This window comes from Paraperibacillus marinus (assembly GCF_046237605.1).
GTDB classification, from domain to species: Bacteria; Bacillota; Bacilli; order Bacillales; family DSM-1321; genus Paraperibacillus; species Paraperibacillus marinus.
The window spans coordinates 4,232,134-4,257,821 of the sequence record NZ_CP143542.1 but is presented as its reverse complement, the minus strand read 5'-3'; the positions used below and the strand labels follow the sequence as shown (position 1 = coordinate 4,257,821).

The window sequence follows — 25,688 nt, the reverse complement described above, 5'->3', positions numbered from 1 at the left end:
AAAAGGTTAGAAAGCAGGTGCAGCATGGTAAGAAGTATTGCAATTGATATGGATGGGACGCTGGTCAACAAGGATCAGTCTGTTTCCAAAGAAAATAAAGACGCCATCGAAAAGGCTGTGTCACAAGGGATTGAAGTTATCATCGCAACGGGCCGTTCATTTGCTGAAGCACGCCATGCCCTTGATGAGGTTGATATAAAATTGCCGATCATAGGGATAAACGGAGCTGTGGTGATCGACCCTGAAGGCAATGTGGCTGAAGCCAATACGATGAGCTTCGAGTCGGTCAGGAAGGCAGCCGACATACTAAAGAAGCATGATCTCTACTATGAGGTTTACACCAACCGGGGTACCTACACCCAGGATAAAGAAAAGTCCATTGCGCTATTGGTCGATATTTTCCTGACATCCAATCCGGGTGCAGATCCGCTCGTCGTTACAGAAGAGGCGAGAACTCGCTATGAAGTGAGCCAGATCCAGATGGTGGACAGCTATGAGAGGCTGTATGAGGACCCGGGTGTCCAGTATTATAAATTCCTTGTCTTCTCAGTGGATTTCAGGAAGCTTGGTGAAGCAGCTTCTGATCTGAAAAAGCTTGGCTCCCTTGCAGTGACCTCTTCAGGACGGGACAATCTGGAGATCAATGCCCTGGATGCCCAAAAAGGCGTGGCCCTGGAAAAATACCTCACAAAGCGCGGCATTTCCATGTCTGATACCATGGCAATTGGCGATAACTATAATGATGTGTCCATGTTTGAACGCGTTGGCCGTTCTGTGGCGATGGGAAATGCACCGGCAGATATTCAAAGAATCTGTGATTATGTGACTGATTCCAATAATGAAAATGGAGTCGCGAATGCCATTTTAAAGGTTCTTTCTGAATAAAGACATCATGAGATTTCCCTTTTATTCTGTTAAAAGGAGATCTGCAGTATGAAAAAATGGACGTATATGTTTATGCTGCTGATGATTCTGTCCGGCTGTTCGGGGACAGGCAGTCAGGAGGGGCAGGACGGAAAGCAGGATGCCAAACCTGCGGCAAAGCCGGCACGCGCGGCTGAAGTGGCAGCCCGGGATCTCAGCATTCCATGGTCTATCGAAAAGGCAGGGACGGTTTTTTATATTACAGAGAGGACCGGGACGATTGCCAAGATAGAGGGCGGAAAAACTGAACGGCAGAGTGTGAAGCTGTCTGAAGCCATCTCCAAGCAGCAGGAATCCGGCCTGCTTGGGTTTGTGCTGGCCCCGGACTTTCAGGAAACCAGGATGGCTTATGCTTATTATTCGTATGATAAAAGCGGCACCACTCTTAATCGTGTGGTCACCCTGAAGTACTCAGGAGATGGATGGACAGAAGAAAAGATCCTTCTCGACCGCATCCCGAGCGGGAACTTCCATCATGGCGGCCGGCTGAAGATCGGGCCGGACAAAAAGCTTTATATCACCACTGGTGAAGGATATGTAACAGAGAGGGCCCAGGATTTATCCTCACTTGGCGGAAAAATCCTGAGGATGAACCTGGATGGCTCCATCCCGGGAGACAACCCCTTTAAGAATTCATTTGTGTATTCTTACGGCCACCGCAACCCACAGGGACTGGCCTGGACAAAAGAGGGAGTGCTGTACAGCACCGAGCATGGCCAGTCAGCCCATGATGAAATCAACCAGATAAAGCCTGGCACAAACTACGGCTGGCCCGTGATCGAGGGCGATGAGAAAAAGTCCGGCATGACCGGTCCCGTATTTCACACCGGGAATGTGACTTGGGCCCCTTCTGGCGCAGCTTACCATAAAGGTAAGCTGTACATCGCCGCACTCAGGGGAGAGGCCGTAAAGGTCTTTGATCTGAAGACGCGGAAAGCGGATGATTTTGTTACCGGTTATGGCCGGATAAGGGATGTCCGCATTGAAGGCGGAACTCTATACTTTGTCAGTAATAACAGGGACGGACGGGGAAAGCCGGCAAAGGACGATGATAAGCTCTATAAGCTTGAGCTTCCCTGAATGTTTTCTTGGAAAGTATGTATAAACCAAAAGGAATGCGGCCATACTGTAAGCATGATTGTTTTTCCATAATATCCCCCATTGCCCGCCTGATTTCAGGCGGGTTTTTTTTGTTAGTGTATTTTAGTGGCTTTGATTGGCAGCAAGGACCTGAACAAGCTTACCAGGATGGCGCGGGATAAAATGGAGGTAATCCGCAGGGTTTTTATATACTTTTTTGTTATTTTTCACTCCCCCAGCCTGCCTTTTCTTCATAGTAAGCTATTTTCTATAATCTGAGAGGTGTCAGCACCACGTTCAAGGCCTGTTACTCGCCGAAATGAGACCTTTACTATCCAAACACATCCATTTACTCGCCGAAAAAAGTTTTTACTATCCGAAACGGTAATTTACTATCCGAAATCATACGTTTACAAGCCAAAACAGAGAATTTACTCGCCGTTCTAAAATAATGGATACTTAGAGTTCCTTCAGGTACAAGGTCTTATAACAGCCGTAGATAAAAAAATGCCGCCCCTGCAATTTGTGGGGGCGGCATTCTTCTTATACGTTGACCTCTGCCTGAGCCTGGCGCTCCTTGGCGGCGGAGCTGACTTGTTCATCGGCATGGTAGGAGGATCGTACCAGCGGACCTGCCTCACAGTGGCTGAAGCCTTTGGATAAGGCGATTTCCTTGAGCTCTGCAAATTCATCCGGATGATAGTAGCGCTCTACCTTGAGATGTTTTTTGGTTGGCTGCAGATATTGGCCGATGGTTACGATATCGACGTCATGGGCGCGGAGATCGTCCATCGCTTCAATGATTTCTTCTTTTGTTTCCCCAAGGCCGACCATGATGCTGGACTTGGTTGGTGTTTTGGGACTCAGTTCTTTGACACGCTTTAAGAGTGAAAGGGAGCGGTCGTATGTAGCGACTGCACGGACCCGCCTTGTAAGGCGTCTTACAGTTTCGATGTTATGGTTGAAGATGTCCGGCTTTGCATCCATGAGGGTCATGATGGATTCGTCGTCACCCTTCATGTCTGAGGGGAGGACTTCAATTGTGCAAAAAGGAGAGCGTCTCCTGATTGCGCGTACAGTTTCTGCAAATACAGCAGCTCCGCCATCCTTCAGGTCATCCCTTGCCACTGCTGTAATGACAGTGTGCTTGAGGCCCATGGTTTCTACGGAATCGGCCACGCGTTCTGGCTCCTGCCAATCCAATTCAGTCGGCAGCCCGGTTTTTACGGCACAGAAGCGGCAGGCCCTTGTGCAGATATCACCGAGGATCATGAAGGTTGCCGTCTTCCTTACAGCCCAGCATTCATGGATATTGGGACAGCGGGCTTCTTCACAGACGGTATGGAGCTTCTTTTCACGCATCATTTTCTTCAGGCCGGTATATTCTTTATTCGTGTTTAACTTGATTTTGAGCCACTCCGGCTTCCTAAGGTGTTCTTGATTATTTGCCATTTTTTATTGCTCCTTTTTATCGGGAATAATTCCAGCTGTCTGTGAGGTATTCTGCTTCCAGTTCCTTCACTTCGGCCAGCTGGCTTTCTGTCAGCTCATATGGAGTGAGAGTGATGCCGAGTCCTTTTTCAAAGCCCTTATAAAAGGCCTGCTTAACTTCAGCCATTTCCGGCATGGGATTTAGAAATTCAGCAATCGAGGCTGCCTTGCCCCCGAAGCCGCGCCTTGCTCTCTCCTTCACCCGTTCATTCGGGTAGATAAAACAGTCAAACAGAGTTTCTTCATCCATTTCAAGCGGGATGGAACCATGCTGGAGGATGACGCCCTTTTGCCGGCATTGAGAGCTTCCAGCCGATTTTCTGCCGCCGACGATCAGTTCGTACCAGGATGATTCGTCAAAGCAAACAGCCGAATTGGTCCGGCCGATCACCTTGCTTTTATCCGGGACGGCAAGTTCAGCACCTATTCCTAATTCTCTGAATCCTTCAAGCAGACCTTGGGAGATGACGCGGTAAGCCTCTGTGACTGTGCCGGGCATTTTGTCGTTGTTTTCGCTGACCACCACGCTGTATGTAAGCTCCTTGTCGTGCAGCACGGCCCGTCCGCCGGTCAGCCGCCTGACTAATTGAAAACCCTTCTTGTGGACGGCATCGACATCAATTTTTCCATGGACCTTTTGGAAGTAGCCGACAGACATTCCGGCTGGGTTCCACTCATAAAAACGGAGTGCCGGCGGAATCAGTCCTTTGCTGTGCCAGCCCAGCAGTGCCTCGTCCAGGGCCATGTTGTAAGCGGGCGTGTTGACACCTGAATCAATGAAGATCCATGTTTCTTTTTCCAAGTTCATTACCTCTTTCAAAAAGTAAAAACCGAGTAGTGGGGAATAATCAGATAATTCCTCCGGGTTTAGACCGTATTTATGGTGCAGCAAACACGAAAAAGCCGCCCCGGTAAAGGAGCGGCCCATTCACTAAGTAAAACAGCTTTCAGCGATCATCTGTCTCCGCCTCTGCCAGATGAATGAAGGCCCGATGCGGAGGAAGCCATTTGTTAACCTATGCGGCACCCCTGGTGGACATTATGTGTTTGACCTTAGGTTATGACATTTCATAGATACTGTCAATCCTTCAGCTTCAATCAGGGTGACTCAAACTTTGTCTTCCGGCCACTGATAGGTCCAGAATCTTTCATTCTGAATCCACGCAAGCAATTCAGCATCCTGTGTTTCGAGCTTATTGCCCCAGCCGGCGACCATGTATTGAGTCTGTGAACGGTGGGCTGTGATTGCCGCGATCTTCTGCTTTTGGACAGCCTTCACATTATAGCGGATATCAGCTTCTCCAAGCTCTTCGACACAATTATTCGAAAAAGCGACACAATGGAGCTTTGGCCGTTCTTCCTTCTTGATCCTGCCGACAGCAGCCACGACAGCCCGTCCGGTTGCCTCGTGGTCAGGGTGGACACTATATCCAGGGTAGAAGGTAATAATTAAGGATGGCTTAACTTCCTGAATCAAAGCAGATATAACGTCCGCCATTTTTTCCGGATCTTCAAATTCAATGGTCTTGTCCCGGAAACCAAGCATTCTTAGATCTTTAAGGCCCATGGCATCAGCTGCGTCCATCAATTCCTGCTTCCTGATCTTAGGCAGAGTTTCACGGGTGGCAAATGGCGGATTGCCAAGATTCCTTCCCATCTCGCCAAGTGTGAGGCAGGCGTATGTCACCGGGGTCCCATTATTGATATGCGATGCAATGGTGCCGGAAACTCCGAATGCCTCATCATCAGGATGGGGAAAGACGACCAATACACTGCTTTCTTTAACTAATGTCACTGTAACATCCCTCCTTCATTCAAATGGCGTCCTGCTGATCTGAAGCGCAACAGCAAGCTTGCCTGCAGGATCAAGCCCTGCCATCAGCAGCCTTCCTTTATCGTCTATTTCAAAGTGGGTCAAGCCTTCAGCATAAATCCAGCCTATGGCAAGCTTGAGTCCAGCCCGGTATGGTCCGGACCCGGCAATCCGGCCGCGTTCATATTGCACAAAAGCATTGCGGATGTAAGCGCCTGCTGAAAAGAATGACTCATCAAAGTGGGTGGCATAGGCTCCATTTGTGGTTTCGAGATGGATATATACATCTTCATTTGCATAGGAATCAATCGCCTTCTGCACTTCAGCCTCTAAAATGGGCTCCATAAAAATACCTCCTAAATCAACATCTGCACCTAAAAGAATACCTATATTTCATATGTTCAGCTGTTTCGCCGTTTTATTTTGGTTAAGGAGCCTCTGGCTCTTATTTTTATATCTTACTAAAAATATGGGATAAAAGCGAAAAATGAAATTGGCAAATTTTGCGGTGATAAAAACAAACATGTCCCGGCCCATGCATAGAATAGAACTGGTAAAGAGCAGGAACAAGACGATAAGGCGATGGCGCGGAAAACGCCAGAATGATAAATCAAGTTCACCATTTGCAGCTCCGCCCCTTTTCCACAGAAAAAAGCAGGCCAATTTAAAGAGGAACCGGCCATGCCGGTCCCTTCAGAAAAATGGTGCTTGGTTTATTTGGAAAACTGTTCGGCTTCCAGGCGGCCTGCGCCGTGAATTCGATACGCTCCGTGCATGGTGGGACCCACATACTCATTCAGTTTCCATGAATGGCGGATTGCCTGATTCGTGAATTCCTTTGCTGTATACACAGCATCGTTCACGTTTTTACCCTTGGCCAGTTCCGCTGTAATGGCGGCAGAGAAAGTGCAGCCTGCACCGTGGGTATAGGTGGTGTCGATTCTTTCGGATTCGCCGATGATAAATTCATTTCCATCGTACAGAAGGTCGATGGCTTTTTCATGCTTAAGCTTGCTGCCACCCTTGATGACTACATACTTGGCACCAAGCTCATGGATTTTCGCTGCTGCCTGTTTCATATCATCCAGCGTTTTGATGGCAGGAGTGCCTGCAAGCTGGGAAGCTTCAAACAGATTAGGCGTAACGACAAGCGCTCTCGGTGTCAAAATGTCACGGAGTGCTACGGCAGTTTCCGGATGAAGGACTTCATCCTCGCCCTTGCAGACCATAACCGGGTCAATGACTACATTTTGAAGCTTGTTTTCATCTATGATCCGGGCAGCCAGTTCAATGATTTCGACTGAACCGAGCATCCCTGTCTTCATCGCATCAATGCCTGTGGACAGAATCGTTTCCAACTGAGCTTCTATCGTGCTGAGCTCAATCGGGAACACATTATGATGCCAATGGTTCTTGGGATCCATAGTCACGATTGTGGTCAGCGCAGTCATGCCGTAAACGCCAAGCTCTTGCATGGTCTTCAGGTCAGCCTGAATTCCGGCGCCGCCGCTTGAGTCTGAACCGGCTAATGTAAGTGCTTTTTTCATTGTCATAAAAGAAAACCTCCCAAAAGGCTATATAGTGTGTATTCCATGTTTATTTATCCCTATTTAGCGATAAATAATAAAAATGCAGTTTATTTTTCTTGTCTTAAGAATATCTCAAAATCAAGATTTGAACAAGAATTTGTGACTATTATGACCGCAGCTCCCTAGAGGGGAGGCGGCATTAATCTTGAGATAATTAAGAATTCGGATTATCCTGTTAATAAACGGCGGGAGCTGTGAAGAAACCGGAGAAATTCAACTGCTATAGCGGCCAATGATAAAGGGCTGAAAAAACTATAAAAAGGACAGCTGCCATGAATTTTGAGATAACAAAAGAAGAGATAAATGTACAGGAAGTCATGGATAAAGTGAAATCAAGGAATGCCGGGGCTCTGAATGTTTTTGTGGGGACTGTCAGGGAACTCACACATGGACGGAAAACTTTGTCCCTCTATTATGAGGCTTATGAAAAAATGGCGGTCAAGAAGCTTGCGGAGATAGGCGATGAAATTAAGCAGAAGTGGCCCGGGGCACAGACGGCGATCACCCATCGCATCGGCAGGCTTGATATCACGGATGCAGCTGTAGTTATCGCTGTCTCATCCCCGCATCGGGATGAGTCATATGCGGCAAACAGGCACGCCATAGAACGGATCAAAGAAATTGTCCCGATCTGGAAAAAGGAAAGATGGGAAGACGGAGATGAATGGATTGGCAACCAGAAGGAAACCGTATCATATAAAAATGGAGAACCAGAGAAGGGGGATTTAGATGATTAAAGTATTATTCTTTGCAGGGCTGAAGGAAACGGCAGAAACCGGCTCCATTTCCATCGAGATGAACGGCAAAAGTCTCGGAGACCTGAAAAAGGCAGTGGAAGAACAGTTCAGCCTGCAGCTCGGCTCTGTCATGGCGGCTGTGAATGAAGAGTTTGCGGATGATGATACAATCCTTGAGGCCGGTGATACAGTCGCGTTCATCCCTCCAGTCAGCGGCGGCTGATCTCGGATGCGGGTAAAGAAGGGGGTGCAAAGAATGCAGGAGAGATACTCCAGGCAGGTTCTTTTTTCCGGTATTGGGAAAGAAGGCCAGACTAAGCTTGGCAGCAAGCATGTGCTGATTGTCGGTGCTGGTGCCCTTGGATCTGCCGGAGCCGAGATGCTGGCAAGGGCAGGGGTCGGCAGATTAACAATCATAGACCGCGATTATCTGGAGGAAAGCAATCTCCAGCGGCAGCAGCTTTATACAGAGGAAGACGTATTGAAGAAAATGCCAAAGGCCGTTGCGGCCAAAAGGCATCTTGGGCAGATTAATTCGGGCACAGTCATTGAAGCTCATATCATGGATGCCGAACCGGAGAGCCTTGCGCCGCTGCTTCCCGGGGTCGATCTTATTTTGGATGCGACTGATAATTTTGAAACCCGGTTCATCCTCAACGATCTTGCCCATAAATATGATATTCCCTGGATCTTCGGGGCATGTGCCGGCAGTTTCGGCATGAGCTATGGTTTCATTCCGGGCAGAACGGCCTGCCTGAATTGCCTTCTCCGGTCCATTCCGCTTGCCGGAATGACCTGTGAGACGGCGGGGGTCATTGCGCCTGCCGTCAGCATGACGGTTTCCCTGCAGATTGCAGAGGCAATGAAGATCCTGACGGAGAATTGGGATGCAGTCAGGAGAACGTTCATGAGCTTTGATGTTTGGTCTGGCGAGTTCCACAGCATCAAGACGGGAAAGGTGAAGCGGGAGGATTGCCTTACCTGCGGAACACATGCTGAATATCCTTTCCTTAAAAAGGAGAATTCCACAAGGACCGCTGTATTATGCGGCAGGGAAACGGTCCAGGTGAGGCCGCCGGGTGTGGTCACTGTGGATATGGACAGGCTTGTTAAGCATTTTTCCGCCATGGGTTATGAAGCAAAATCAAATCCGTACCTGATCTCAGCCCAAAACGGCTCAGAGCGGGTGATCATTTTTAAGGATGGCAGAGCCCTTATTCATGGTACAAAGGATATGGCCCATGCACGGACGGTCTATCAGCGGCTGATGGGATAAATTAAAAAGGACAGAATCCGAATTGGATTGCTGTCCTTTTTCTGTGGAAAAAGGGGCGGAGTGAGATCATGACGCTTCCTGCAGGTGTAAACCTCATCATGTATCTTCTGGCACTCCTGCCTGCGTCTTGCTCCGCTCCACCGTCTGCGTTTGTTTATAGAAATCAGAATGCCCAGTTGCCGCTGCGGAAAAGAGGCTCCAATGTGCCATCTTCTGTTTCTCCATCAATCTCGAGATCCTTTGAACCAATCATGAAGTCTACATGCGACAGGCTGTAATTGGCCCCTGCTTCAGCCAGTTCTTCGCGGCTCATGGAGGTACCGCCCTCAAGCGTGAGTGGATACGCACTGCCCACTGCCAAATGGCAGGAAGCATTTTCATCGAATAATGTGTTATAGAAAATCAGGTCTGTGTTGGAAATGGGAGAATCATGCGGAACAAGTGCCACTTCACCGAGGAAGGCGGCGCCTTCATCAATCTCAAGCATCTTTTTCAGCGTGTCCCCGCCAGTTTCAGCACTGAATTCGACCGCTTTGCCATCCTTGAAGGTCAGGGAGAAGTTCTCAATCATCACTCCATTGTAATTCAGCGGCTTTGTACTGGTTACTTTTCCATTTGTGCCGCCTTTTTTAGGCATGGTGAATACCTCTTCGGTCGGGATATTAGGAGTGTATTCACGCCCCTTTGTGTTCTTTACCGCACCGCCGACCCACAGATGGCCTTGAGGAAGCTCGATGGTAAGGTTTGTGCCGGGAGCTTTATAGTGAAGCGCTTTATACTTCTTCTCATTTAAGTACTGTACCTTGCTGCTTAAGTTTTCACCGTGAAGTCTCCAGGCTTCCACCGGATCCTGCTCCGTGATGCGGGTTGCGGAGAAAATGGAATCCCACAGCTTTTCAACTGCTTCCTCCAGAGTGGCACCTGGGAATATTTTCTGTGCCCATTCAGGAGTAGGGGTGGAGATGATATTCCAGCTGACTCCGCCTTTCATCATCACAGCCTTCACACCTTCCGTGGCAGCCGCATTCGCCTTATTGGAAATGGCGATTCTTTCAGGGTCAAGGCCTGTAAACGCGTCCGGATTTGGTGAGTAAATCTGTAAAAAAGCGGCGCCAATATTCTGGTACTCTTCAGTAAGCTTGACGCTGTGCTCCGGTACGTAGGTTAGTGCTTCTTCGGGTGCATCTTCGAATTTAATTCTTTTTACTGCATCATCGTTCCAGTCCACAAACACATTTCCTGCACCTGCAGCATAGGCCCTTTTCACAAGGATGCGGGTAAATTCAGCTGCTTCCACCGGTGATTGAATCACAAGCGGCTGTCCCTCATGAAGATTTACGCCAATCTTTAGTGCTACGTCTGCATACTTTTCCATCAAGGCTTTTTCTGCCATGGTTTGGCCCCCTAATTTATTTCTAGTGTCTAAATATCTTAACATATTATAAAAACAATTATCACTATTCATTCTTGTCTGATTTTACATCATTAAAAAAGGGGCCGGCCCCTATTAGGTGCCAGCCCATTGAGTGACTATGCTTATTTTTCGTCAGAAGCAACCAGGACAACCTTGCCCTTATCAAGCTCTTTTTCATATTGATCAGCTTCAGCCTCAGTCAGGCCGAGAGTCTGCATCTTGTTTCGGAGTTCATCGCCCCTGGAGCTGAATACATTTTTAATGGACCCGAATAGTCCTCCGCCCACTTCAGCGGTATCCGTATTTTCAGTTAGATGCTCGGAACGCTCCTTGTCGTGGGCAAAGAGGTAAATATTTTCCTCGTTAAACCCGGTTCCTGATAAGCTTTCAATCTTTTCTTTCGCCTGGACGCCGTTTTCGATAACATGTACTTGATACATACAAATTCCTCCTTACAGTAGTGGACTGTGTCTACTGTTTATATATCCGGGCAGGGAAATTTTAAACCAGCCTAATATTTTCCACTACCTGTCGTTTAGATGTTTATCAGTATTTCGATAAAGGGAATTGGAACTTAGCCAGCGTAATTGTCACGCCAAACAGTTCAGAAATGCAATGAAAGCAGAGGATCTGCCGGTTAAATGCTGCTGGGATACTCTTTTTAAATGGATCGAGTGCTGCGATAAGACTGAACCCTCTTGTCCGGAAACCCGAAAACTTCTTAATAGAATGAAAGGAGAGAGGAAGATGCTTGGACAGACAATAAATAATGATTGGGGAGAGCTGCTGCAGGGGGAGTTTCAGAAACCTTATTTTGCAGCGCTTGAGGAATTTCTTCAGATAGAGTACGCGGAACAAACGATATATCCGGCTAAAAATGATATTTTCAACGCCCTCCGCTATACCCCGTTTCAGAATGTTAAGGCTGTCATCCTGGGGCAGGATCCCTACCACGGGCCGGACCAGGCACAAGGCTTGAGTTTTTCAGTAAAGCCGGGTGTCACCCTGCCTCCGTCTTTAAAGAATATATTCAAAGAACTGCATCAGGATTGCGGCTGTAATATTCCAAAGGATGGATCACTGATCAAATGGGCCGAAGAAGGTGTCCTTATGCTGAATACGGTGCTCACAGTACGGAAGGGGAACGCGCACTCCCACAAAGGGAGAGGATGGGAGAACTTCACAAATGAGGTGATCAGGCTGCTGAACTCAAAAGAAACGGGTGTAGTCTTCATACTTTGGGGCATACCTGCGCAAAGTAAGCTGGAACTCATTGATACCGATAAGCATCATGTTATTACCTCCCCGCATCCAAGCCCATTTTCGGCGAACAAAGGCTTTTTCGGAAGCCGGCCCTTCACGAAGACGAACGAGGCGCTCGGGAAAGAGGGACAGCAGAAAATAGATTGGTGTCTTTAAATTTGGCTCTTTTCTAAGTAAGTTTTGTGAAGAGAACCCTGCAGGAGCAGCGGAGCGAGCGCCTCTCGTTACAATCAACCGCTCAGCCAATGTTCCACATGAAACATTGAAGCTAATGCAAATCCGAAAGGCAGCCGCCTTTTAAACTATAAAAGGAGCGCCAAAATCCTATGCGTTATTCCCGCTTTAAGCATGTTTATAATGCGATTTATGCCATGCTCATCATTATTATTTTTGGGACAGTAGGTTTCTTTTTTACAGAGCATATTAAAGCATTCGATGCTTTCTGGCTGACTATTATCACCGTCCTGACTGTCGGCTATGGTGATGCCGTCCCTGAAACGTATTATGGAAAGCTCTTTGCCCTGCTGATCATCCCCCTGGGAATCGGCGTGGTATCATATGCGACCGGTGCGATTGCCACCGTCATGATTGAAGGGGATCTTACAAAGACGTTTGCAGAAAGGAGGAAGACGAAAATGATATCGAAGCTCAAGGATCATGTAATACTGTGCGGCCACGGGCGGGTGGGTGAACAGGTGCTCGAGCAGCTGCTCCTCACAGAAACACCGACTGTAGTGATTGATCAGGAGGAACAGGAAATCCCGCCGAATCTCCCTAACTATATCCACTATATCCTGGGCGATGCAACGGATGACGCCATTTTAAAAAAAGCCGGCATCGAACAGGCTTCAAGCCTTGTAACGACACTGCCGACCGACTCTGATAATGTGTTCGTTACCCTCACGGCAAAGGGGTGTAATGAAAACATCAAAGTGATTGCGCGTGCCGAAAAGAAACAAGCCGAAGATAAGCTGATCCGTGCAGGGGCAAGCAGGGTCATCAATCCTTCCTCTATAGGCGGAAGACAGATGGTATTTTCCATCCTGAAACCGGTAAGTGTGGATTATGTAAATTCCATGCTGCATGCAGGCAAAAGGAATTATGGGATAGAGGAGGTCAGCATCCCGGAAGGTTCGCCCTTCGAAAACAAGACAATCGGGGAGCTTGAGATCCACAGTACATACGGAGTTATGGTGCTTGCAGTACTCGAAGGTGAAGAGGTGAACAGCAATCCCGAACCGGAAGTTAAGCTTAAACGTGGTGATACCATCGTCATCTTTGGTTCGGAAGATCAGCTTAAGCAATTTGAAGAAGCTGTCCAAAAAAGATAGAATGAAAGGGTCCGGTATATTGGATCGATAAAACAGCTTTTAAAAGCAGGTTGAGGTGAAAACTGTGGAAATTGCGTCACACAGGATTCTGGATAAGATAGAAGAGCTGCTGCAAAAGGCTAAATCTTCTCAAACAGAGGAAGCTGCGGAAAAATATGTGACGGCCATGCACGCTTTATGTGAAGTGATGCTTGAAGGACATGGGGAAAGGCCGGCTGCGCTGCCTGCCGCCGCATCCCGGATTATAAAAGCTTCACAAAGCCCATCCGGCATGCCTGCCCAGGCATCGATGCCTCAGGCGCCGCCGGCCAAAATTGAGGGCGCGAATGGCGGATCACTATTTGATTTTTAAACAGGGGGAAGTTTGAATGAAGGTTTTTTTAATCGCAGGTGCAATCAATGCATTCCTTGCGGTGGCATTGGGTGCGTTTGGAGCACACGGGCTGGAAGGCAGGATTTCTGCTAAATACCTGGAAACCTGGAAGACAGGCGTCCACTATCATATGTTCCATGCAGCCGGCCTATTGGTTGTCGGGCTGCTTGCCGGACAGCTGAAAGCTGGAAGCCTCCTGAACTGGTCAGGCTGGCTGATGATACTCGGGATCGTTCTCTTCTCAGGCAGCTTGTATGTACTGAGTGTTACCGGCATCAGGGTGCTTGGTGCGATTACACCGCTTGGCGGGCTGGCTTTTCTTGCTGCCTGGCTGCTGATCATCATCGGCGTCTATAAATATTTGTAAAATGGAAAACCACCGGAAGGCTCCGGTGGTTTTTTAAATGTCCTAGCGCGGAGGAACCGTGGATAATCCGGCTCCCTGGCCGCTGCCGAACGGATAGGAGTACTCAATTTCTTCATCGAAGGTCACATAGTCCACATACACCATCAAAATCAGGTAGCGCATCCCGGTCTGGGGATCGCTGAGAATCAAATGATCCCTTCCGGCCGCCTCAATGATTCCCTTAAACACCTTGGCATTCCATTCGCGGTTATTCTCAAAGGTAGCGTAAACCGTTGCAAGCTTCCCGAGATTCAGCCTTAAAATGTTTTCAACATAAGACTGCTCTACAGGCAGTCCTCCGCCCCCGCTTGGAATCCCGCCCTGGCCCCCGCTGAAGGTACCAGGACCGCCCCCCGGCCCACCGCCCATCCCGGGCGGCTGATACGTAACCATCGGCTGCTGCCCCCCTGGCATTTGCTGCTGCTGAAAAGGAACACCCCCCTGCTGTTGTCCATATGGATTGTACGGGGGAGAGTAATACTGGTTTTGGCTCTGTCTTATCATACGAATCCCTCCAAATAATGCAGTGTTAAGCTTTTTATCCAACCCATTTTTACCGGGCTGATAGACGGATGAACATGCTTAGTTCCTGCTATTTATTTGTATGGCCCAAAGACCGGGTTTATGACTCGGAGTGGAAAAACATATGCAGTGCAGGAAACCATGTGTCCGCCTGATCATTGCTATAAAAGCAGCAGGCAGCTGAGAGAAAGGCTGGAAAAACAGGTATGCTCGAGCGCCTGGAGCGAAAAATCCATCTTCTTTTACCAACAGAAAACAAACATGATTTTCTCCTCGCAACCATGATTGGAAAGGAACTTGGACAAGAGCAGGAACAAGCACAATAAGGCGGTGGAGCGGAGTAAGGCACACTACGAATGCCAGCAAGATAAATGATGTTAACACCTGGCTGCAGGAAGCTTTATGATTCATGCAGCTCCGCCCCTTTTCCACAGAAAAAGACTGAAGGCAACCCCGATCTTATTCGGGTTATCTTCAGTCTCAGGTTATTTCATTAAACGCGCAAAAACTCCGGGAAGCTTTCTTCTGTTAGCAGATTGCCGACGAAGAAGGAGCCAAATTCGCCATAGCGTGCGCTTACTTCATCAAAACGCATTTCATAGACAAGCTTCTTGAATTGAAGTACATCTTCTGAGAAGAGGGTAACTCCCCACTCATAATCATCAAAGCCTACTGAGCCTGTGATGATCTGCTTGACTTTGCCTGCATAGCCGCGGCCGATCATGCCGTGCGAGCGCATGAGTGCACGCCGGTCTTCCATGGAAAGCATGTACCAGTTGTCATTGCCCTGGCGGCGCTTGTCCATTGGATAGAAGCAGACATATTTTGCTTTTGGCAGTTCAGGGTAGAGGCGGGCACGCACATGAGGGTTCTCATATGGATTCTCGCCGGAAGCCAGATAATTGCTCAGCTCAACGACCGATACATAGGAATGGGCCGGCACCAGGAATTCAGCAAGCTTGGACTTATTGAATTCAGTTTCGATCGCATTCAGCTCTTCCATCGTCGGGCGGAGCAGCATCATCATAAAATCAGCCTTCTGGCCGACAATTGTATAAAGAGCATGACTTCCTTCTTTTTGTTCGGCTGTCTTATTCCACTTTTCTACTAACCCGAGGAACTCCGCTGTCGCTTCAGCACGCTCGTCTTCCGGGAGCATCTTCCAGGTTGTCCAATCTATTGAACGGAAATCGTGTAAACAATACCAGCCATCCAGCGTTTCTGCTGCTTCACTCATCATTTATCACTCCAATTTACATTTCTATATGTCCTACTATAGCATAGAGCGGATACATTTTTCATATCGGACAGCTGTAAGGCATGAGGGCAGATCTTTAATAGACACAATTATGTAACAAAAATTTCCCCTTCCTAGTATTGTGCAAAGGAGACGAGGTTTATCAGCCTGAAAATAGGTAATCAAGATAGAGTATAAACCGTGAGAAATCTGAAAATAAAAACATTTGCAGTGTAAGCGGTTTTTCCATTTTGTTGATTAGATATTTTTTATAGATAGGAGTATCCTAAACAAGAATCAATCCGAAAAGAGGGAATGAAAGCATGAGCGACTTATTTACAGGATTAAAAGAAAGAATCAGCGGCCACAATATTAAAATTGTATTTCCAGAAGGTTTGGATGAGCGGGTACTGGCTGCGGCTGGAAGGCTTGCCGAGGACGGCGTCCTTACTCCCATCCTGATCGGGAACATTGAAAAGATACAGAATAAAGCAAAGGAACTGGGCGTTTCAGTAGAGCGGGCAGAAATCTATGATCCGGAAAACTTCATCATGATGGATGAATTGGTTGCATCCTTTGTTGAACGGAGAAAAGGGAAGGCAACAGAAGAGCAGGCAAGGACCATGCTGCTTGATGAGAACTATTTTGGCACAATGCTTGTGCATACCAATAAAGCAGACGGACTTGTGAGCGGTGCGGCTCATTCAACTGCTGATACAGTGCGTCCAGCCCTTCAGATCATCAAGACTAAGGAAGGCGTGAAGAAGACTTCCGGTGTGTTCATCATGGTGCGGGAAGATGAAAAGTATGTTTTTGCAGACTGTGCCATCAATATCGCCCCGGACAGCCAGGATCTTGCGGAGATCGCAATCGAAAGTGCACGCACTGCCGCTATGTTCGATATCGAGCCGCGTGTGGCCATGCTGAGCTTCTCGACAAAAGGTTCTGCTGTGTCTCCTGAAACACAGAAAGTCTCAGATGCGGTCTCAGCTGCCAAGCTGATCGATCCGCTTCTTAACATTGACGGTGAATTCCAATTCGATGCGGCCTTCGTCCCATCTGTAGCGGCTAAAAAAGCTCCGGACTCCCCGCTCCAGGGCAATGCAAACGTATTTGTATTCCCGAGCCTTGAGGCTGGAAACATTGGCTACAAGATTGCACAGCGCCTCGGCGGATTTGAGGCGGTCGGCCCTATCCTTCAAGGATTGAACCGTCCGGTGAATGACCTTTCCCGCGGCTGCAGCGAGGAAGATGTCTACAAACTGGCGATCATTACAGCAGCTCAGACGCTTCACCGCTGAGTTCATTAGGTAAAAGGGCTGTTCCTTCTGGAACAGCCCTTTTTTTTGACGGCAAACCCATATGCTATAATGGAGCTATATTATTCGTAAGGAGTTTTGCAAGGTGTCAGTGGAAATTTCCCTTTTAAATCAGGACAGCTGGAGGATCATTGACCAATCCTCTCTCGGTCCCCATTTTGAAGCAGTACAATCCTTTGCCATGGATGATACGCTTTGCCAGAGCACAGGAGCCGGTGCCTCCCCGGCTGCTGCACGTTCCTGGGTGCATCATTCCACCATTGTTCTCGGAATTCAGGATACAAGGCTGCCCCATTTTGCGGAAGGCTTAAGGTATCTGGATGAGCAGGGATACAAATATATTGTCCGGAATTCCGGGGGGCTTGCCGTAGTCCTCGATGAGGGAGTCCTGAATTTGTCCCTGGTATTCCCTGAAACAGACCGGAAAAAGATTGATATAAACCGCGGCTATGACACGATGGTCGAGCTGGTCCGGAAAATGTTCTTAGAAGCGGCAGGAGGCATAGAAGCGCGGGAAATATCAGGTTCCTACTGTCCTGGAAGCTATGATCTCAGCATCGGCGGAAAAAAGTTTGCCGGCATCTCCCAGAGGAGGATCCGAAATGGAGTCGCTGTGCAGATTTATCTTGGTGTGAATGGTTCTGGGAGCGGGCGTGCCGGTCTGATCAAAGAGTTCTATAGAATAGGGAAGGGCGGCCGCGAGACGAAATTCGATGTTCCGGACATACAGCCGGAAGTAATGGCTTCCCTTTCCGAACTGCTGCATATCGAGCTTACCGTCCAGGATGTGATGCTCCGCTTCCTGCAGGCCTTAAAGGCACACAGCGGCCATATCTATGCGGAAGGCCTCGGGCCGGTGGAGATGGAGCTGTATGAAAGCCATCTCGCCAGGATGGTCGAGCGCAATGAAAAGTTCGGGATTCAATTATAAACAAAAAACAGCCGCCGGCAAGGGATATCCATGCCGGCGGCTGTTTTCTAATAGATTGTTCTAAATGAGTCCCGAGAAGATAATCGGCTGGTTAAGCAGGTTGATTGTAGCGGAAGGTGCTGGACTCCTGATCCAGCTCCAAGGCTTTCGAGACCCTCGAGTCATAAGCCAAGCCGGCTATGGGATGAAAGAGCACTTCTCATAACCGGCACGTCTTATGCAAGGCTTTCGCATAAGTGCGACTAGGCTTCTGTCAACGCTTGCGCTCGCTAATCAGCAAGTCTGCTTTATTAGAGTGATTAATTGTGCATTGAATATTATTTAATTTAGCAGACACCGCTTCCCGCTTTTCCTCCTGAGAATGTCAGGCTGCGAATCTCTCTCTCGTTTTATTCAGCGACTTTTTCTAAATTGCCGTTGCGGTCCATTTTAAACTTGGTAGCCGGGCGCTCGTCTTCATCCAGTACAACGAGCTTTCTGGCCCGGTTCATGATCTTCATCAGGGTTTCATAGTCTTCCTGCATCATGCCGGAATTCTCTTCAAGGTCATGGATGCGCTTCTGCAGTTCTTCGCTGTGCTGCTTCAAGTCTCTTATTTCAAGTTTAAGCCGCTCGTTTTCTGACTTTAGCACATGATTTTGAAGCTGATTTGTGCCCAGGGAATGCAGGTATTGAATGACACTGTCCATGGTCAGCCCTTCCTTTGGGGACATTTGAGCTACAGGTTGTACCGCCTGTGCGGTAAATGCCGGAAACTGCTCCTTGGACAATTCGTTATACGTCTCAACGATTGCTTCCACTTCATGTACTTCTGCCGCTTCCAAAAGGGGCTGTTCAGGGGTTTGCAGTTCCTGAAGCGGAATGGTCTCAGTAATTTCATCCAGGGTTGGAACCGGCGGGCTGTAGAGCAGCTTTTTCTTGCCTCCCTGATCTTTGCCGAGGATGCGGTTCCGCTGCTTCCGCTGCTTTTTGGCAAGCTGCAGGGCTTTTTCATAATTATGGCGCACAACGGCATTCCAGCGGAAACCGCATGCAGCAGAAGTCCTGTTCAGTTTATCCCCAATCTCTTCAAATGCATTCAGCTGGGTGCTGCCTTCCCTTACATGGCGCAGAACGGTTTCTGCAAGCAGCAGATCATTTTCCTCGGTCCAAGCATCTTGTCGAACTTTCATCCTATTACTCCCTTTCCTGCTAGATGGATATATTAGCATGATGTCAGAGGAAACCTGCCTGCCCCTGCAGACCGCCTTCCCAGACATGCTTTCTTAACAAACAGTCTTGTCAGGATCATCCGTTTTTATACAGCTTGAAAGGATAATAGTTTTAAACTTTGGTTTTTTTCTATGGCTCTTTTCTAAAGGATTGTTGCTTTTAATGAGCTATGTGAGGAAATTTATTTGTTTAACAAAGTTGATTGGAGCGTAAGGCGCGAGACTCCTGCTCCAGCTCCCAACTGCGACCTTCGAGTCATAAGTCAAACAGTCCATGGGAAGAAGATCGCTTCCCACGGCCCGCTCGCCTTATGCAAGGCTTTCGCATAAGTGCGACTAAGCTTCTGTCTACGCTTACGCTCGCCAATCAGCAAGTCTTCTTTATCAGGTCGCTGCTTTTCAAGTTAGTTAATGGGTTCAATAAGATATTTGTCTTCATTGTGCAGCCATTTAATTAGTCTGAAAAGCACCGTTCTCCGCCTTTCAGGGAGCAGCGGGACAGGTGAGACCCCGCAGGCAAAGCCGAGGAGGCTCACCGCCCGCCCCTAAGTCCGCGAGTGCCTGCAGCGGAAATCAACGTTCTTTTTCAATAGTCACAATGTATGGAAACAGCCTTTTTTAAAGAATTCCTTGGAAAACTTTGCTTCCTGGAGTTCTATGAGCTGAATGGCTTATTAAACAGGGTGATTTCCCACCCTCCCATGGCAGTAAAAGGGAAGAAAGCAGCTAAACACTTAAAAAGAGGGTATAGCGAATATATATCCACCGAAGTTTAAAAGGAGGACGCCGCAGGGAAAATATAAGATTATAAAGCAATAATCTATATTCGCTGCCATTCGGGCAAGATCGGCAAAAAAGGAAAAATTCCGCCAATTTTTTCTGTTTTTCGCAGGGATTGAGGTAGGATTTTTCATGGCGGCAGGCTATAATATATAACACGAGAGATTATGAAAATGAGGGCGGTCCATGGGATATTCCGAAGAAAAAATGTACGAGGAAAAGGTCTTTAAAGACCCTGTACACCGTTATATACATATCAAAGACAGAGTGATCTGGGATCTGGTCGGCACAAAGGAATTCCAGCGCCTCAGGCGTATACGCCAGCTTGGGACGACCTTCCTGGTTTTCCATGGCGCCGAGCACAGCCGCCTGAATCATTCTCTTGGCGTTTATGAAATCATCAGGCGGATCGTGGATGACGTATTTGACGGCCGTCCTGAATGGAATGAGTCAGAAAGGCTTCTGTCGCTCTGTGCTGCCCTGCTTCATGACCTGGGACATGGGCCTTTTTCACACTCATTTGAGAAAGTATTTGATCTGGATCATGAGGAATTCACCCAGAAAATCATCCTTGGGAACACAGAGATCAACGGAGTCCTTAGAAAAGTGGGAGCAGATTTTCCTAAGAAAGTGGCGGATGTTATCGCGAAGACGTATAACAATAAATTGGTCGTAAGCTTGATTTCAAGCCAGATCGATGCCGACCGCATGGATTATCTGCAGCGGGATGCTTATTTTACAGGCGTGAGCTACGGACATTTTGACATGGAGCGCATACTCAGAGTGATGCGGCCGAAGGAAGACCAGGTTGTCATCAAGCACAGCGGCATGCATGCAGTCGAGGATTATATCATGAGCCGGTACCAGATGTACTGGCAGGTATATTTCCACCCTGTAACCCGGAGTGCCGAAGTGATCCTGACAAAGATCCTGCACAGGGCAAAGCATTTGTCTGAAAAGAATTACACCTTTAAATTGGAGCCGATCCATTTTTATTCCCTGTTCGAGGGGAACATCACCCTGGAAGATTATCTTAAACTCGATGAATCCGTGATGCTTTATTATTTTCAGCTCTGGCAGGAGGAATCAGATCCAATTCTAAGGGATCTCTGCATACGGTTTGTGAACAGGAAGCTCTTCAAATATGTCGAGTTCCATCCCTCCAATGAGCAGATGAGCAAGCTGCTTGAGCTTAACAGACTTTTCCATAAAGCGGGCATTGACCCGGAATATTATCTTGTAGTAGACTCTTCCTCTGATCTTCCATACGACTTTTACCGACCGGGTGAGGAGGAGGAAAGACTTCCGATCCATTTGATGAAAAACAACGGGGAGATCCGCGAGCTTTCCAGGGAATCCGAAATTGTCGATGCGATTTCCGGGAAAAGGCGGACAGACCATAAGCTGTACTTTCCGGCAGACATCCTGCAGGATGAAACCGGCAAGCGGAAAATAAAAAGACAGATCAGGGAGCTCCTTGACCTTGAATGAGCGTGCCTGGCGGCTCTGACAAGATGAATGGGACTTCTTAGAGGAGTGGAGACCTTGTTTAATGATCATGCAAAAATAATACAGGCCATATCTACAGCCGGCGAGATTTCAGGGAGGAAGAAGCTTCAGAAGATGATTTATATCGCCAAGAAGATTTCCTTCCCCTTTCATGAAAAGTTTCACTTCCACTTTTACGGGCCCTATTCAGAAGAACTGACCCTAAGGGTGGAGGAGCTGTGCAATCTCGGCTACCTGAATGAAAGCAATGAAAAAAAGAACGGCTATTATCAGTACTGCTACACCCTTACACCGTCCGGCGAGGATTTCCTGAAGCACTATGAAATGCAGGAGCATCCGGCACTTAAGCCCTGCCTGCTTGATATGAACGAACAGAATTCCCGCTTCCTGGAACTCGTCTCTACGGTTCTTTATTTCTATGAGCTGACGAAGGAAGAAGTCTCCGAAAAGATTCAGACACTCAAAAGCAAACAGAAATACACAGTTGAAGAAATTGAAGAAGCTTATCAATACATTGCTAAATTACAAGAAAAAGCTAAGCTCCAATAATGGACCGCTTAGCTTTTTGCATGATTACTGGTCGCTCAGCCTCTTGCCGGCCACTGCGTAATGATTCTTTGGCATTTCTTCGATGAAAACCACAATCTTTTCCTTTGAAGCGCCAGTCGTCTCGCTGACCGCGTCCGTAACCTTTTCCACTAGGGCCTTCTTTTGGTCTTCAGAGCGGCCTTCAAGCATTTTTACCGTTATATAGGGCATGAATTTCCCCTCCTCCTCATATAACATGAGTGTAGTTTTCCACATTTTTACGATAAAATCAAGCTGGGAAGCGCGGCGGGGGATTGGCCCTTTGAACTGGAGACCCGGATTCCTGTATACTAGGGATAATAACAAAAGAAAAATTGGGGGATACACATAGGTGGAAATATTCGAAAGCATATTGCGGTTTCCTTTGGAGGAACTGCCGTACATCATCATCACGCTGGTCATTGCCTTTACCCTTCATGAATTTGCCCATGCCTATACAGCATACAAATTCGGCGATCCGACAGCTCAAAAACAGGGAAGACTGACTTTGAATCCAGCTGTCCATCTAGATCCGCTCGGGACGATCCTCCTGCTTGTGGCAGGGTTCGGCTGGGCAAGGCCGGTCCCGGTCAACAGGAACTATTTCAAGAACCCGCGGATTGCAGGCATACTGGTATCGCTTGCCGGCCCGCTCTCAAATCTCCTGATTGCCGCCATTGGCTTTGCTGTGTACTATGGCCTGGTCAGTGCCGGAATTCAAGAGAATGAATATGTGACTAATTTCATTTCAACCCTGATCGAATTGAATGTCCTGCTGTTCGTTTTTAATCTCATCCCGCTGCCGCCGCTCGACGGCTACCGGATCATTGAGGACCTGGCGCCATCCGGCATCCGGGCGAAGATGACCCAATTTGAGGCATATGGATCGATTATTTTCATCATCCTGGTCCTGACGCCGCTGTCGAGATATACAATTGATCCGATTTTCAATACTGTGATACCTGCCGTGTACAGCGGACTGGACGGTATCTTTTCAGCCCTGTTCTTTTAAGTGATCATTATAGTAAAAGAAGGTGAAAGGTTTGGAAGAAAAACCGAAGAAAAAATTAGGATTCAATATTATAAAAAATGACCCTACAGACGGTCACGGCGGATACGGAACCGGAGCATTGAGTCTCGAGAACGTATCCCCGGTATTCATCGATGTAGAAGAACGCGAAGCCTTCATCGACATTGGGGCTATGCATGCAAGGAGCGCCGTGGAAAAAGGGATTAAATTCCTTCCGAATAAAGCAGATGTGCCGAATGGAAAGCCTTACTGGCTCATCTGGGTTACGGTTGAACGCAAGCCGGAGGGCGCTTTCTATGCAGGTGTCACCGCCTGTGAATTGACCGTGGACCGTTCCATCCGCCGCGGCTATAAATCTCTTCCTGAGCATGTGAACCGCATGGATAAATCCATGAAGCGCCACATCATCATCAGCCATATGGATGCCCCGTCCAAGGAAGTTCTCGCTGCCTTCCTGAAAAATCATAACGAGGACATGTGGAATAATTCCAGCGATGAACTAAAACAAGGCCTTCTGGACCAATAAAACAGTAAAATTTATACTTGTCGAATATTAAGAAAATGAAGTAATATTATTTACAGCAAGTGTGCTGTAAAACTAGGACAGAAAAACCCCGGAAATCATGATTTCCGGGGTTTTTCATAGTACCCTGTCCAAATGTCCCCAAAGACGCTTATACCAGGGTGTCTTTTCTTTATGATGAGGTTTGTCTGCTTTGGCAGGCCCATCTTTCAGATGCTCTGTGCAGTAATCGGACGGTTCGCTTCCTTTGATGAAGTAGGTAAAGCGCTTGACCGGGCAGCCCTTAGTGGCAAGTTTTCCGCTTTCAGGGTTGATGTAGACGCCGATGACGCCTTCCGTCGGCCTGAATTTTTTGACCGGTTCGCCGCGCAGGGCATCTTCCATAAACCCGGCCCATATTTTTTTCGTATACCCTTTTTCAAGGGAAGACTGAATTTTGCGCGAGTCATCATAACCGCTCCAGACTCCTGTCACAAGCTGGGGAGTATAGCCGACCATCCAGCTGTCATACTCCGTGGAACCTGATTTCCCGGCATATGGCCGGGTAAGATTTGAGGCAATGGTACTGCCGGTAACGGCTGCGTAGCCGTTCAATTTTGAATCAAACATACCGGTAAGCAGGGCTGTCATCTCAAAGGCAAGGTCTGCATCCAGCACCTGTTTCTTTTCACGCTTGTACTCATAGATTACCTCACCCTCATGATTCACAACTTTTTTAATGAAGATCGGCCGCACCTCTTTGCCGCCGTTGGCAAAATGGCTGTATGCATTCACCATCTCCGTAAGCTTCACCCCTGATGTGCCGAGGGCAAGCGACGGCACATCAGACAGCGGTGATGAAATCCCGAACCGCCGCGCTGAGCCGATCAGGGAATTCGGTTTTAGGAAAAGGTGGGTTTTGACTGCGTAAACATTGTCGGACAGGGCGAGTGCCTGTGCGAGTGTGATGTCTTTATCCGCATATTGATTATTGTAATTATGCGGTGTGTAAGAAGACTTGCCTCCATCATAAGAGAAAGTCGTGAGTTCACTCCTGAGCTTTGTCGATGGAGTGAACCCCTGCTCAAGTGCCGCATAATAGAGAATCGGCTTCATCGTCGACCCAGGCTGCCTTGATGCCTGGACCGCCCGGTTGAAGGGGCTTTTTTCATAATCCCTGCCGCCGACAAGTGCCTTAACCTCGCCTGTCCTCGGATTCATGGAGACCAGGGAGCCCTGGATTTCAGAATCTGAAGCAATGACAGAGTTGAACCTTTCCTCAGCAAGCTCCTGCAGCCTGGGGTCAAGTGTTGTATATACACTAAAGCCGCCAAGCTCCATGCTTCGCTCATCCAGGTTCAGCTGCGTCCGTAGGGCCTGTTTCACAGCATCCTGGAAATACGGGGCTGTACGCTCCTGCTTTTCCTGCTGCTGATCCTTGAACGTAAGCTCCCTGGCAGAAGCGGCGGCAATCTCTTCTTTTTTGATATATCCCGTTTTACTCATGGCACGGAGAACGATCCGCTGCCTGTTTTTCGCGTTCTCGGGTGACACATAAGGAGAGTAGCGGTAAGGGCCTTTTGGTATGCCGGCGAGCAGAGATGCTTCAGCGAGTGTCAAGTCCCTGGCATCTTTGCCAAAGTAGTATTTGCTGGCCGCCTGTATGCCATATGAGCCATGCCCGTAGTAAATTGTGTTGAGATACCCTTCAAGAATCTGCTCCTTGGAATAGTTCATCTCAATCCGGATGGTGTAAAAGGCTTCCTCGAGCTTCCGCTTCCATGTTTTCTCGTGATGGAGGAAAAGGTTCCGGGCATATTGCTGGGTGATGGTGCTTGCCCCCTGAACCTTTGACATGGCCCGCACATCGGCAAGGACTGCCCCGGCAATCCGTTTTGGATCGAATCCGCCATGTTCATAGAAATGCTGGTCCTCGACTGATATGGCTGCCTCTGCCAGATAAGGAGAAATATCAGAAAGTTTGACCCAGTATCTTTTTTGATTTGTATTGGTCTCCCCGATTTCACCGCCATCCGCCGCATAAAAAATCGTAGATTTAGGGACAGCAAGCGGAGGCGGGCCCAGAAGCTTCGCATAGCCAAGGATGGCTAAGTAGATGAGAAAAAGGACGGCAAGCCCAGCTCCGGTCAGGATGGCTGCAGCCCTGAAAATTTTCATCGATTGCTTAAAACGCTGGCCAGTCATGGCTTCCATCTTACCACCGCCCTGTAAAATAAATTTTTTTAATAGTTTTATTCCTAAAGTCATGTTGCTTTTACGAGTTATGTGAGGAGATATCCTAGTTGAACAAGGTGACTTCCGCTTCAGGTGCGAGACTCCTGCGGGAGCTGCGGGACAGGTGAGACCCCGCAGGCGAAGCTGA

Annotated in this window: 27 protein-coding genes; 15 read left to right on the top strand and 12 right to left on the bottom strand. The window is 48.1% G+C overall.

Translation table 11 applies throughout. From position 1 onward, the window contains the following. The first annotated feature begins 24 nt into the window (after nt 1–24). The gene (locus V1498_RS21415; RefSeq protein WP_409296181.1) at nt 25–885 is read left to right on the top strand and encodes a Cof-type HAD-IIB family hydrolase; all 861 of its coding nucleotides are present in this window, start codon (nt 25–27) and stop codon (nt 883–885) included. Nucleotides 886–933: 48 nt separating this feature from the next. Continuing rightward, nucleotides 934–2,004 (top strand): PQQ-dependent sugar dehydrogenase, encoded by a 1,071-nt coding sequence (locus V1498_RS21410; RefSeq protein WP_409296179.1) that lies wholly within the window; start codon nt 934–936, stop codon nt 2,002–2,004. 543 nt (nt 2,005–2,547) lie between these two features. On the opposite strand, the gene lipA is transcribed toward V1498_RS21410, so the two are convergent. The 5 genes from lipA to pdxK all read right to left on the bottom strand — a co-directional run bounded on the left by lipA (nt 2,548) and on the right by pdxK (nt 6,861). Further along, nucleotides 2,548–3,456, bottom strand: coding sequence for a lipoyl synthase (gene lipA, locus V1498_RS21405; protein WP_409296177.1), 909 nt, complete (start codon nt 3,454–3,456; stop codon nt 2,548–2,550). A gap of 16 nt (nt 3,457–3,472) precedes the next feature. After that, nucleotides 3,473–4,297, bottom strand: coding sequence for a biotin/lipoate A/B protein ligase family protein (locus tag V1498_RS21400; protein WP_409296175.1), 825 nt, complete (start codon nt 4,295–4,297; stop codon nt 3,473–3,475). A gap of 306 nt (nt 4,298–4,603) precedes the next feature. Further along, complete coding sequence (bshB2, locus tag V1498_RS21395; protein ID WP_409296174.1) at nt 4,604–5,290, bottom strand: bacillithiol biosynthesis deacetylase BshB2; 687 nt, start codon at nt 5,288–5,290, stop codon at nt 4,604–4,606. 15 nt (nt 5,291–5,305) lie between these two features. Further along, nucleotides 5,306–5,653 (bottom strand): YojF family protein, encoded by a 348-nt coding sequence (locus V1498_RS21390; protein WP_409290751.1) that lies wholly within the window; start codon nt 5,651–5,653, stop codon nt 5,306–5,308. Nucleotides 5,654–6,021: 368 nt separating this feature from the next. Further along, entirely contained in the window at nt 6,022–6,861 is an 840-nt protein-coding gene (gene pdxK / locus V1498_RS21385) for a pyridoxine/pyridoxal/pyridoxamine kinase (protein ID WP_409296172.1), read from the bottom strand. A 308-nt stretch (nt 6,862–7,169) separates the two neighbouring features. Here pdxK and V1498_RS21380 point away from each other — a divergent pair, with 308 nt between their 5' ends. Genes V1498_RS21380 through V1498_RS21370 form a run of 3 tightly spaced genes read left to right on the top strand, consistent with a single transcriptional unit; the run spans nt 7,170 to nt 8,910 of the window. Beyond that, entirely contained in the window at nt 7,170–7,634 is a 465-nt protein-coding gene (locus V1498_RS21380) for a molybdenum cofactor biosynthesis protein MoaE (RefSeq protein ID WP_409296171.1), read from the top strand. Beyond that, on the top strand, nt 7,627–7,857 hold the full coding sequence (gene moaD, locus V1498_RS21375; RefSeq protein WP_409296169.1) for a molybdopterin converting factor subunit 1: 231 nt from the start codon (nt 7,627–7,629) through the stop codon (nt 7,855–7,857). The genes V1498_RS21380 and moaD overlap by 8 nt, the downstream gene beginning before the upstream one ends. Nucleotides 7,858–7,890: 33 nt before the next feature. After that, a complete protein-coding gene (locus V1498_RS21370) occupies nt 7,891–8,910 on the top strand; it encodes a ThiF family adenylyltransferase (RefSeq protein ID WP_409296167.1) in 1,020 nt (339 codons plus the stop codon). A 163-nt stretch (nt 8,911–9,073) separates the two neighbouring features. Here the strand turns inward: V1498_RS21370 and V1498_RS21365 are convergent, their stop codons facing one another. Both V1498_RS21365 and V1498_RS21360 read right to left on the bottom strand, forming a co-directional pair. Beyond that, nucleotides 9,074–10,303, bottom strand: a complete 1,230-nt coding sequence (locus V1498_RS21365; RefSeq protein ID WP_409296166.1) for an aminopeptidase — start codon at nt 10,301–10,303, stop codon at nt 9,074–9,076. Between the two features lie 143 nt (nt 10,304–10,446). Then, complete coding sequence (locus tag V1498_RS21360) at nt 10,447–10,764, bottom strand: general stress protein (protein ID WP_409296164.1); 318 nt, start codon at nt 10,762–10,764, stop codon at nt 10,447–10,449. A 307-nt stretch (nt 10,765–11,071) separates the two neighbouring features. On the opposite strand from V1498_RS21360, the gene V1498_RS21355 reads away from it, so the two are divergent. The 4 genes from V1498_RS21355 to V1498_RS21340 all read left to right on the top strand — a co-directional run bounded on the left by V1498_RS21355 (nt 11,072) and on the right by V1498_RS21340 (nt 13,658). Further along, on the top strand, nt 11,072–11,743 hold the full coding sequence (locus V1498_RS21355) for a uracil-DNA glycosylase (protein ID WP_409296163.1): 672 nt from the start codon (nt 11,072–11,074) through the stop codon (nt 11,741–11,743). A 170-nt stretch (nt 11,744–11,913) separates the two neighbouring features. After that, nucleotides 11,914–12,918, top strand: coding sequence for a potassium channel family protein (locus tag V1498_RS21350; protein WP_409296161.1), 1,005 nt, complete (start codon nt 11,914–11,916; stop codon nt 12,916–12,918). A 55-nt stretch (nt 12,919–12,973) separates the two neighbouring features. Further along, nucleotides 12,974–13,270 carry a YwdI family protein gene (locus V1498_RS21345; protein WP_409296159.1) on the top strand — a complete coding sequence of 99 codons (297 nt, stop codon included), beginning with the start codon at nt 12,974–12,976 and terminating at the stop codon, nt 13,268–13,270. A 16-nt stretch (nt 13,271–13,286) separates the two neighbouring features. After that, nucleotides 13,287–13,658, top strand: a complete 372-nt coding sequence (locus V1498_RS21340) for a DUF423 domain-containing protein (RefSeq protein WP_409296157.1) — start codon at nt 13,287–13,289, stop codon at nt 13,656–13,658. 42 nt (nt 13,659–13,700) lie between these two features. Here the strand turns inward: V1498_RS21340 and gerQ are convergent, their stop codons facing one another. Further along, nucleotides 13,701–14,201, bottom strand: coding sequence for a spore coat protein GerQ (gerQ, locus tag V1498_RS21335; protein WP_409296155.1), 501 nt, complete (start codon nt 14,199–14,201; stop codon nt 13,701–13,703). Nucleotides 14,202–14,712: 511 nt separating this feature from the next. Beyond that, nucleotides 14,713–15,459: a hydrogen peroxide-dependent heme synthase gene (gene hemQ / locus V1498_RS21330; protein ID WP_409296153.1), complete on the bottom strand. Its 747-nt coding sequence runs from the start codon at nt 15,457–15,459 to the stop codon at nt 14,713–14,715. A 320-nt stretch (nt 15,460–15,779) separates the two neighbouring features. Between hemQ and pta the strand changes: the two genes are divergently transcribed. Next, nucleotides 15,780–16,757: a phosphate acetyltransferase gene (gene pta / locus V1498_RS21325; protein ID WP_409296151.1), complete on the top strand. Its 978-nt coding sequence runs from the start codon at nt 15,780–15,782 to the stop codon at nt 16,755–16,757. Between the two features lie 103 nt (nt 16,758–16,860). Beyond that, the gene (locus V1498_RS21320) at nt 16,861–17,706 is read left to right on the top strand and encodes a biotin/lipoate A/B protein ligase family protein (RefSeq protein WP_409296149.1); all 846 of its coding nucleotides are present in this window, start codon (nt 16,861–16,863) and stop codon (nt 17,704–17,706) included. 389 nt (nt 17,707–18,095) lie between these two features. On the opposite strand, the gene V1498_RS21315 is transcribed toward V1498_RS21320, so the two are convergent. After that, entirely contained in the window at nt 18,096–18,878 is a 783-nt protein-coding gene (locus V1498_RS21315) for an RsfA family transcriptional regulator (RefSeq protein ID WP_409296147.1), read from the bottom strand. Between the two features lie 1,005 nt (nt 18,879–19,883). Here V1498_RS21315 and V1498_RS21310 point away from each other — a divergent pair. Continuing rightward, nucleotides 19,884–21,188 (top strand): HD domain-containing protein, encoded by a 1,305-nt coding sequence (locus V1498_RS21310; protein WP_409296145.1) that lies wholly within the window; start codon nt 19,884–19,886, stop codon nt 21,186–21,188. 54 nt (nt 21,189–21,242) lie between these two features. Continuing rightward, complete coding sequence (locus V1498_RS21305; RefSeq protein WP_409296143.1) at nt 21,243–21,755, top strand: YwgA family protein; 513 nt, start codon at nt 21,243–21,245, stop codon at nt 21,753–21,755. Between the two features lie 24 nt (nt 21,756–21,779). Here the strand turns inward: V1498_RS21305 and V1498_RS21300 are convergent, their stop codons facing one another. Beyond that, entirely contained in the window at nt 21,780–21,965 is a 186-nt protein-coding gene (locus tag V1498_RS21300; protein ID WP_409296142.1) for a 2-hydroxymuconate tautomerase, read from the bottom strand. Between the two features lie 166 nt (nt 21,966–22,131). Between V1498_RS21300 and V1498_RS21295 the strand changes: the two genes are divergently transcribed. Continuing rightward, nucleotides 22,132–22,785 (top strand): site-2 protease family protein, encoded by a 654-nt coding sequence (locus V1498_RS21295; protein WP_409299415.1) that lies wholly within the window; start codon nt 22,132–22,134, stop codon nt 22,783–22,785. 31 nt (nt 22,786–22,816) lie between these two features. Continuing rightward, nucleotides 22,817–23,329, top strand: coding sequence for a YwhD family protein (locus tag V1498_RS21290; RefSeq protein ID WP_409296141.1), 513 nt, complete (start codon nt 22,817–22,819; stop codon nt 23,327–23,329). A gap of 114 nt (nt 23,330–23,443) precedes the next feature. Here V1498_RS21290 and V1498_RS21285 read toward each other — a convergent pair whose 3' ends face one another. Beyond that, nucleotides 23,444–25,519, bottom strand: coding sequence for a transglycosylase domain-containing protein (locus V1498_RS21285; protein ID WP_409296139.1), 2,076 nt, complete (start codon nt 25,517–25,519; stop codon nt 23,444–23,446). Nucleotides 25,520–25,688 lie beyond the last annotated feature (169 nt).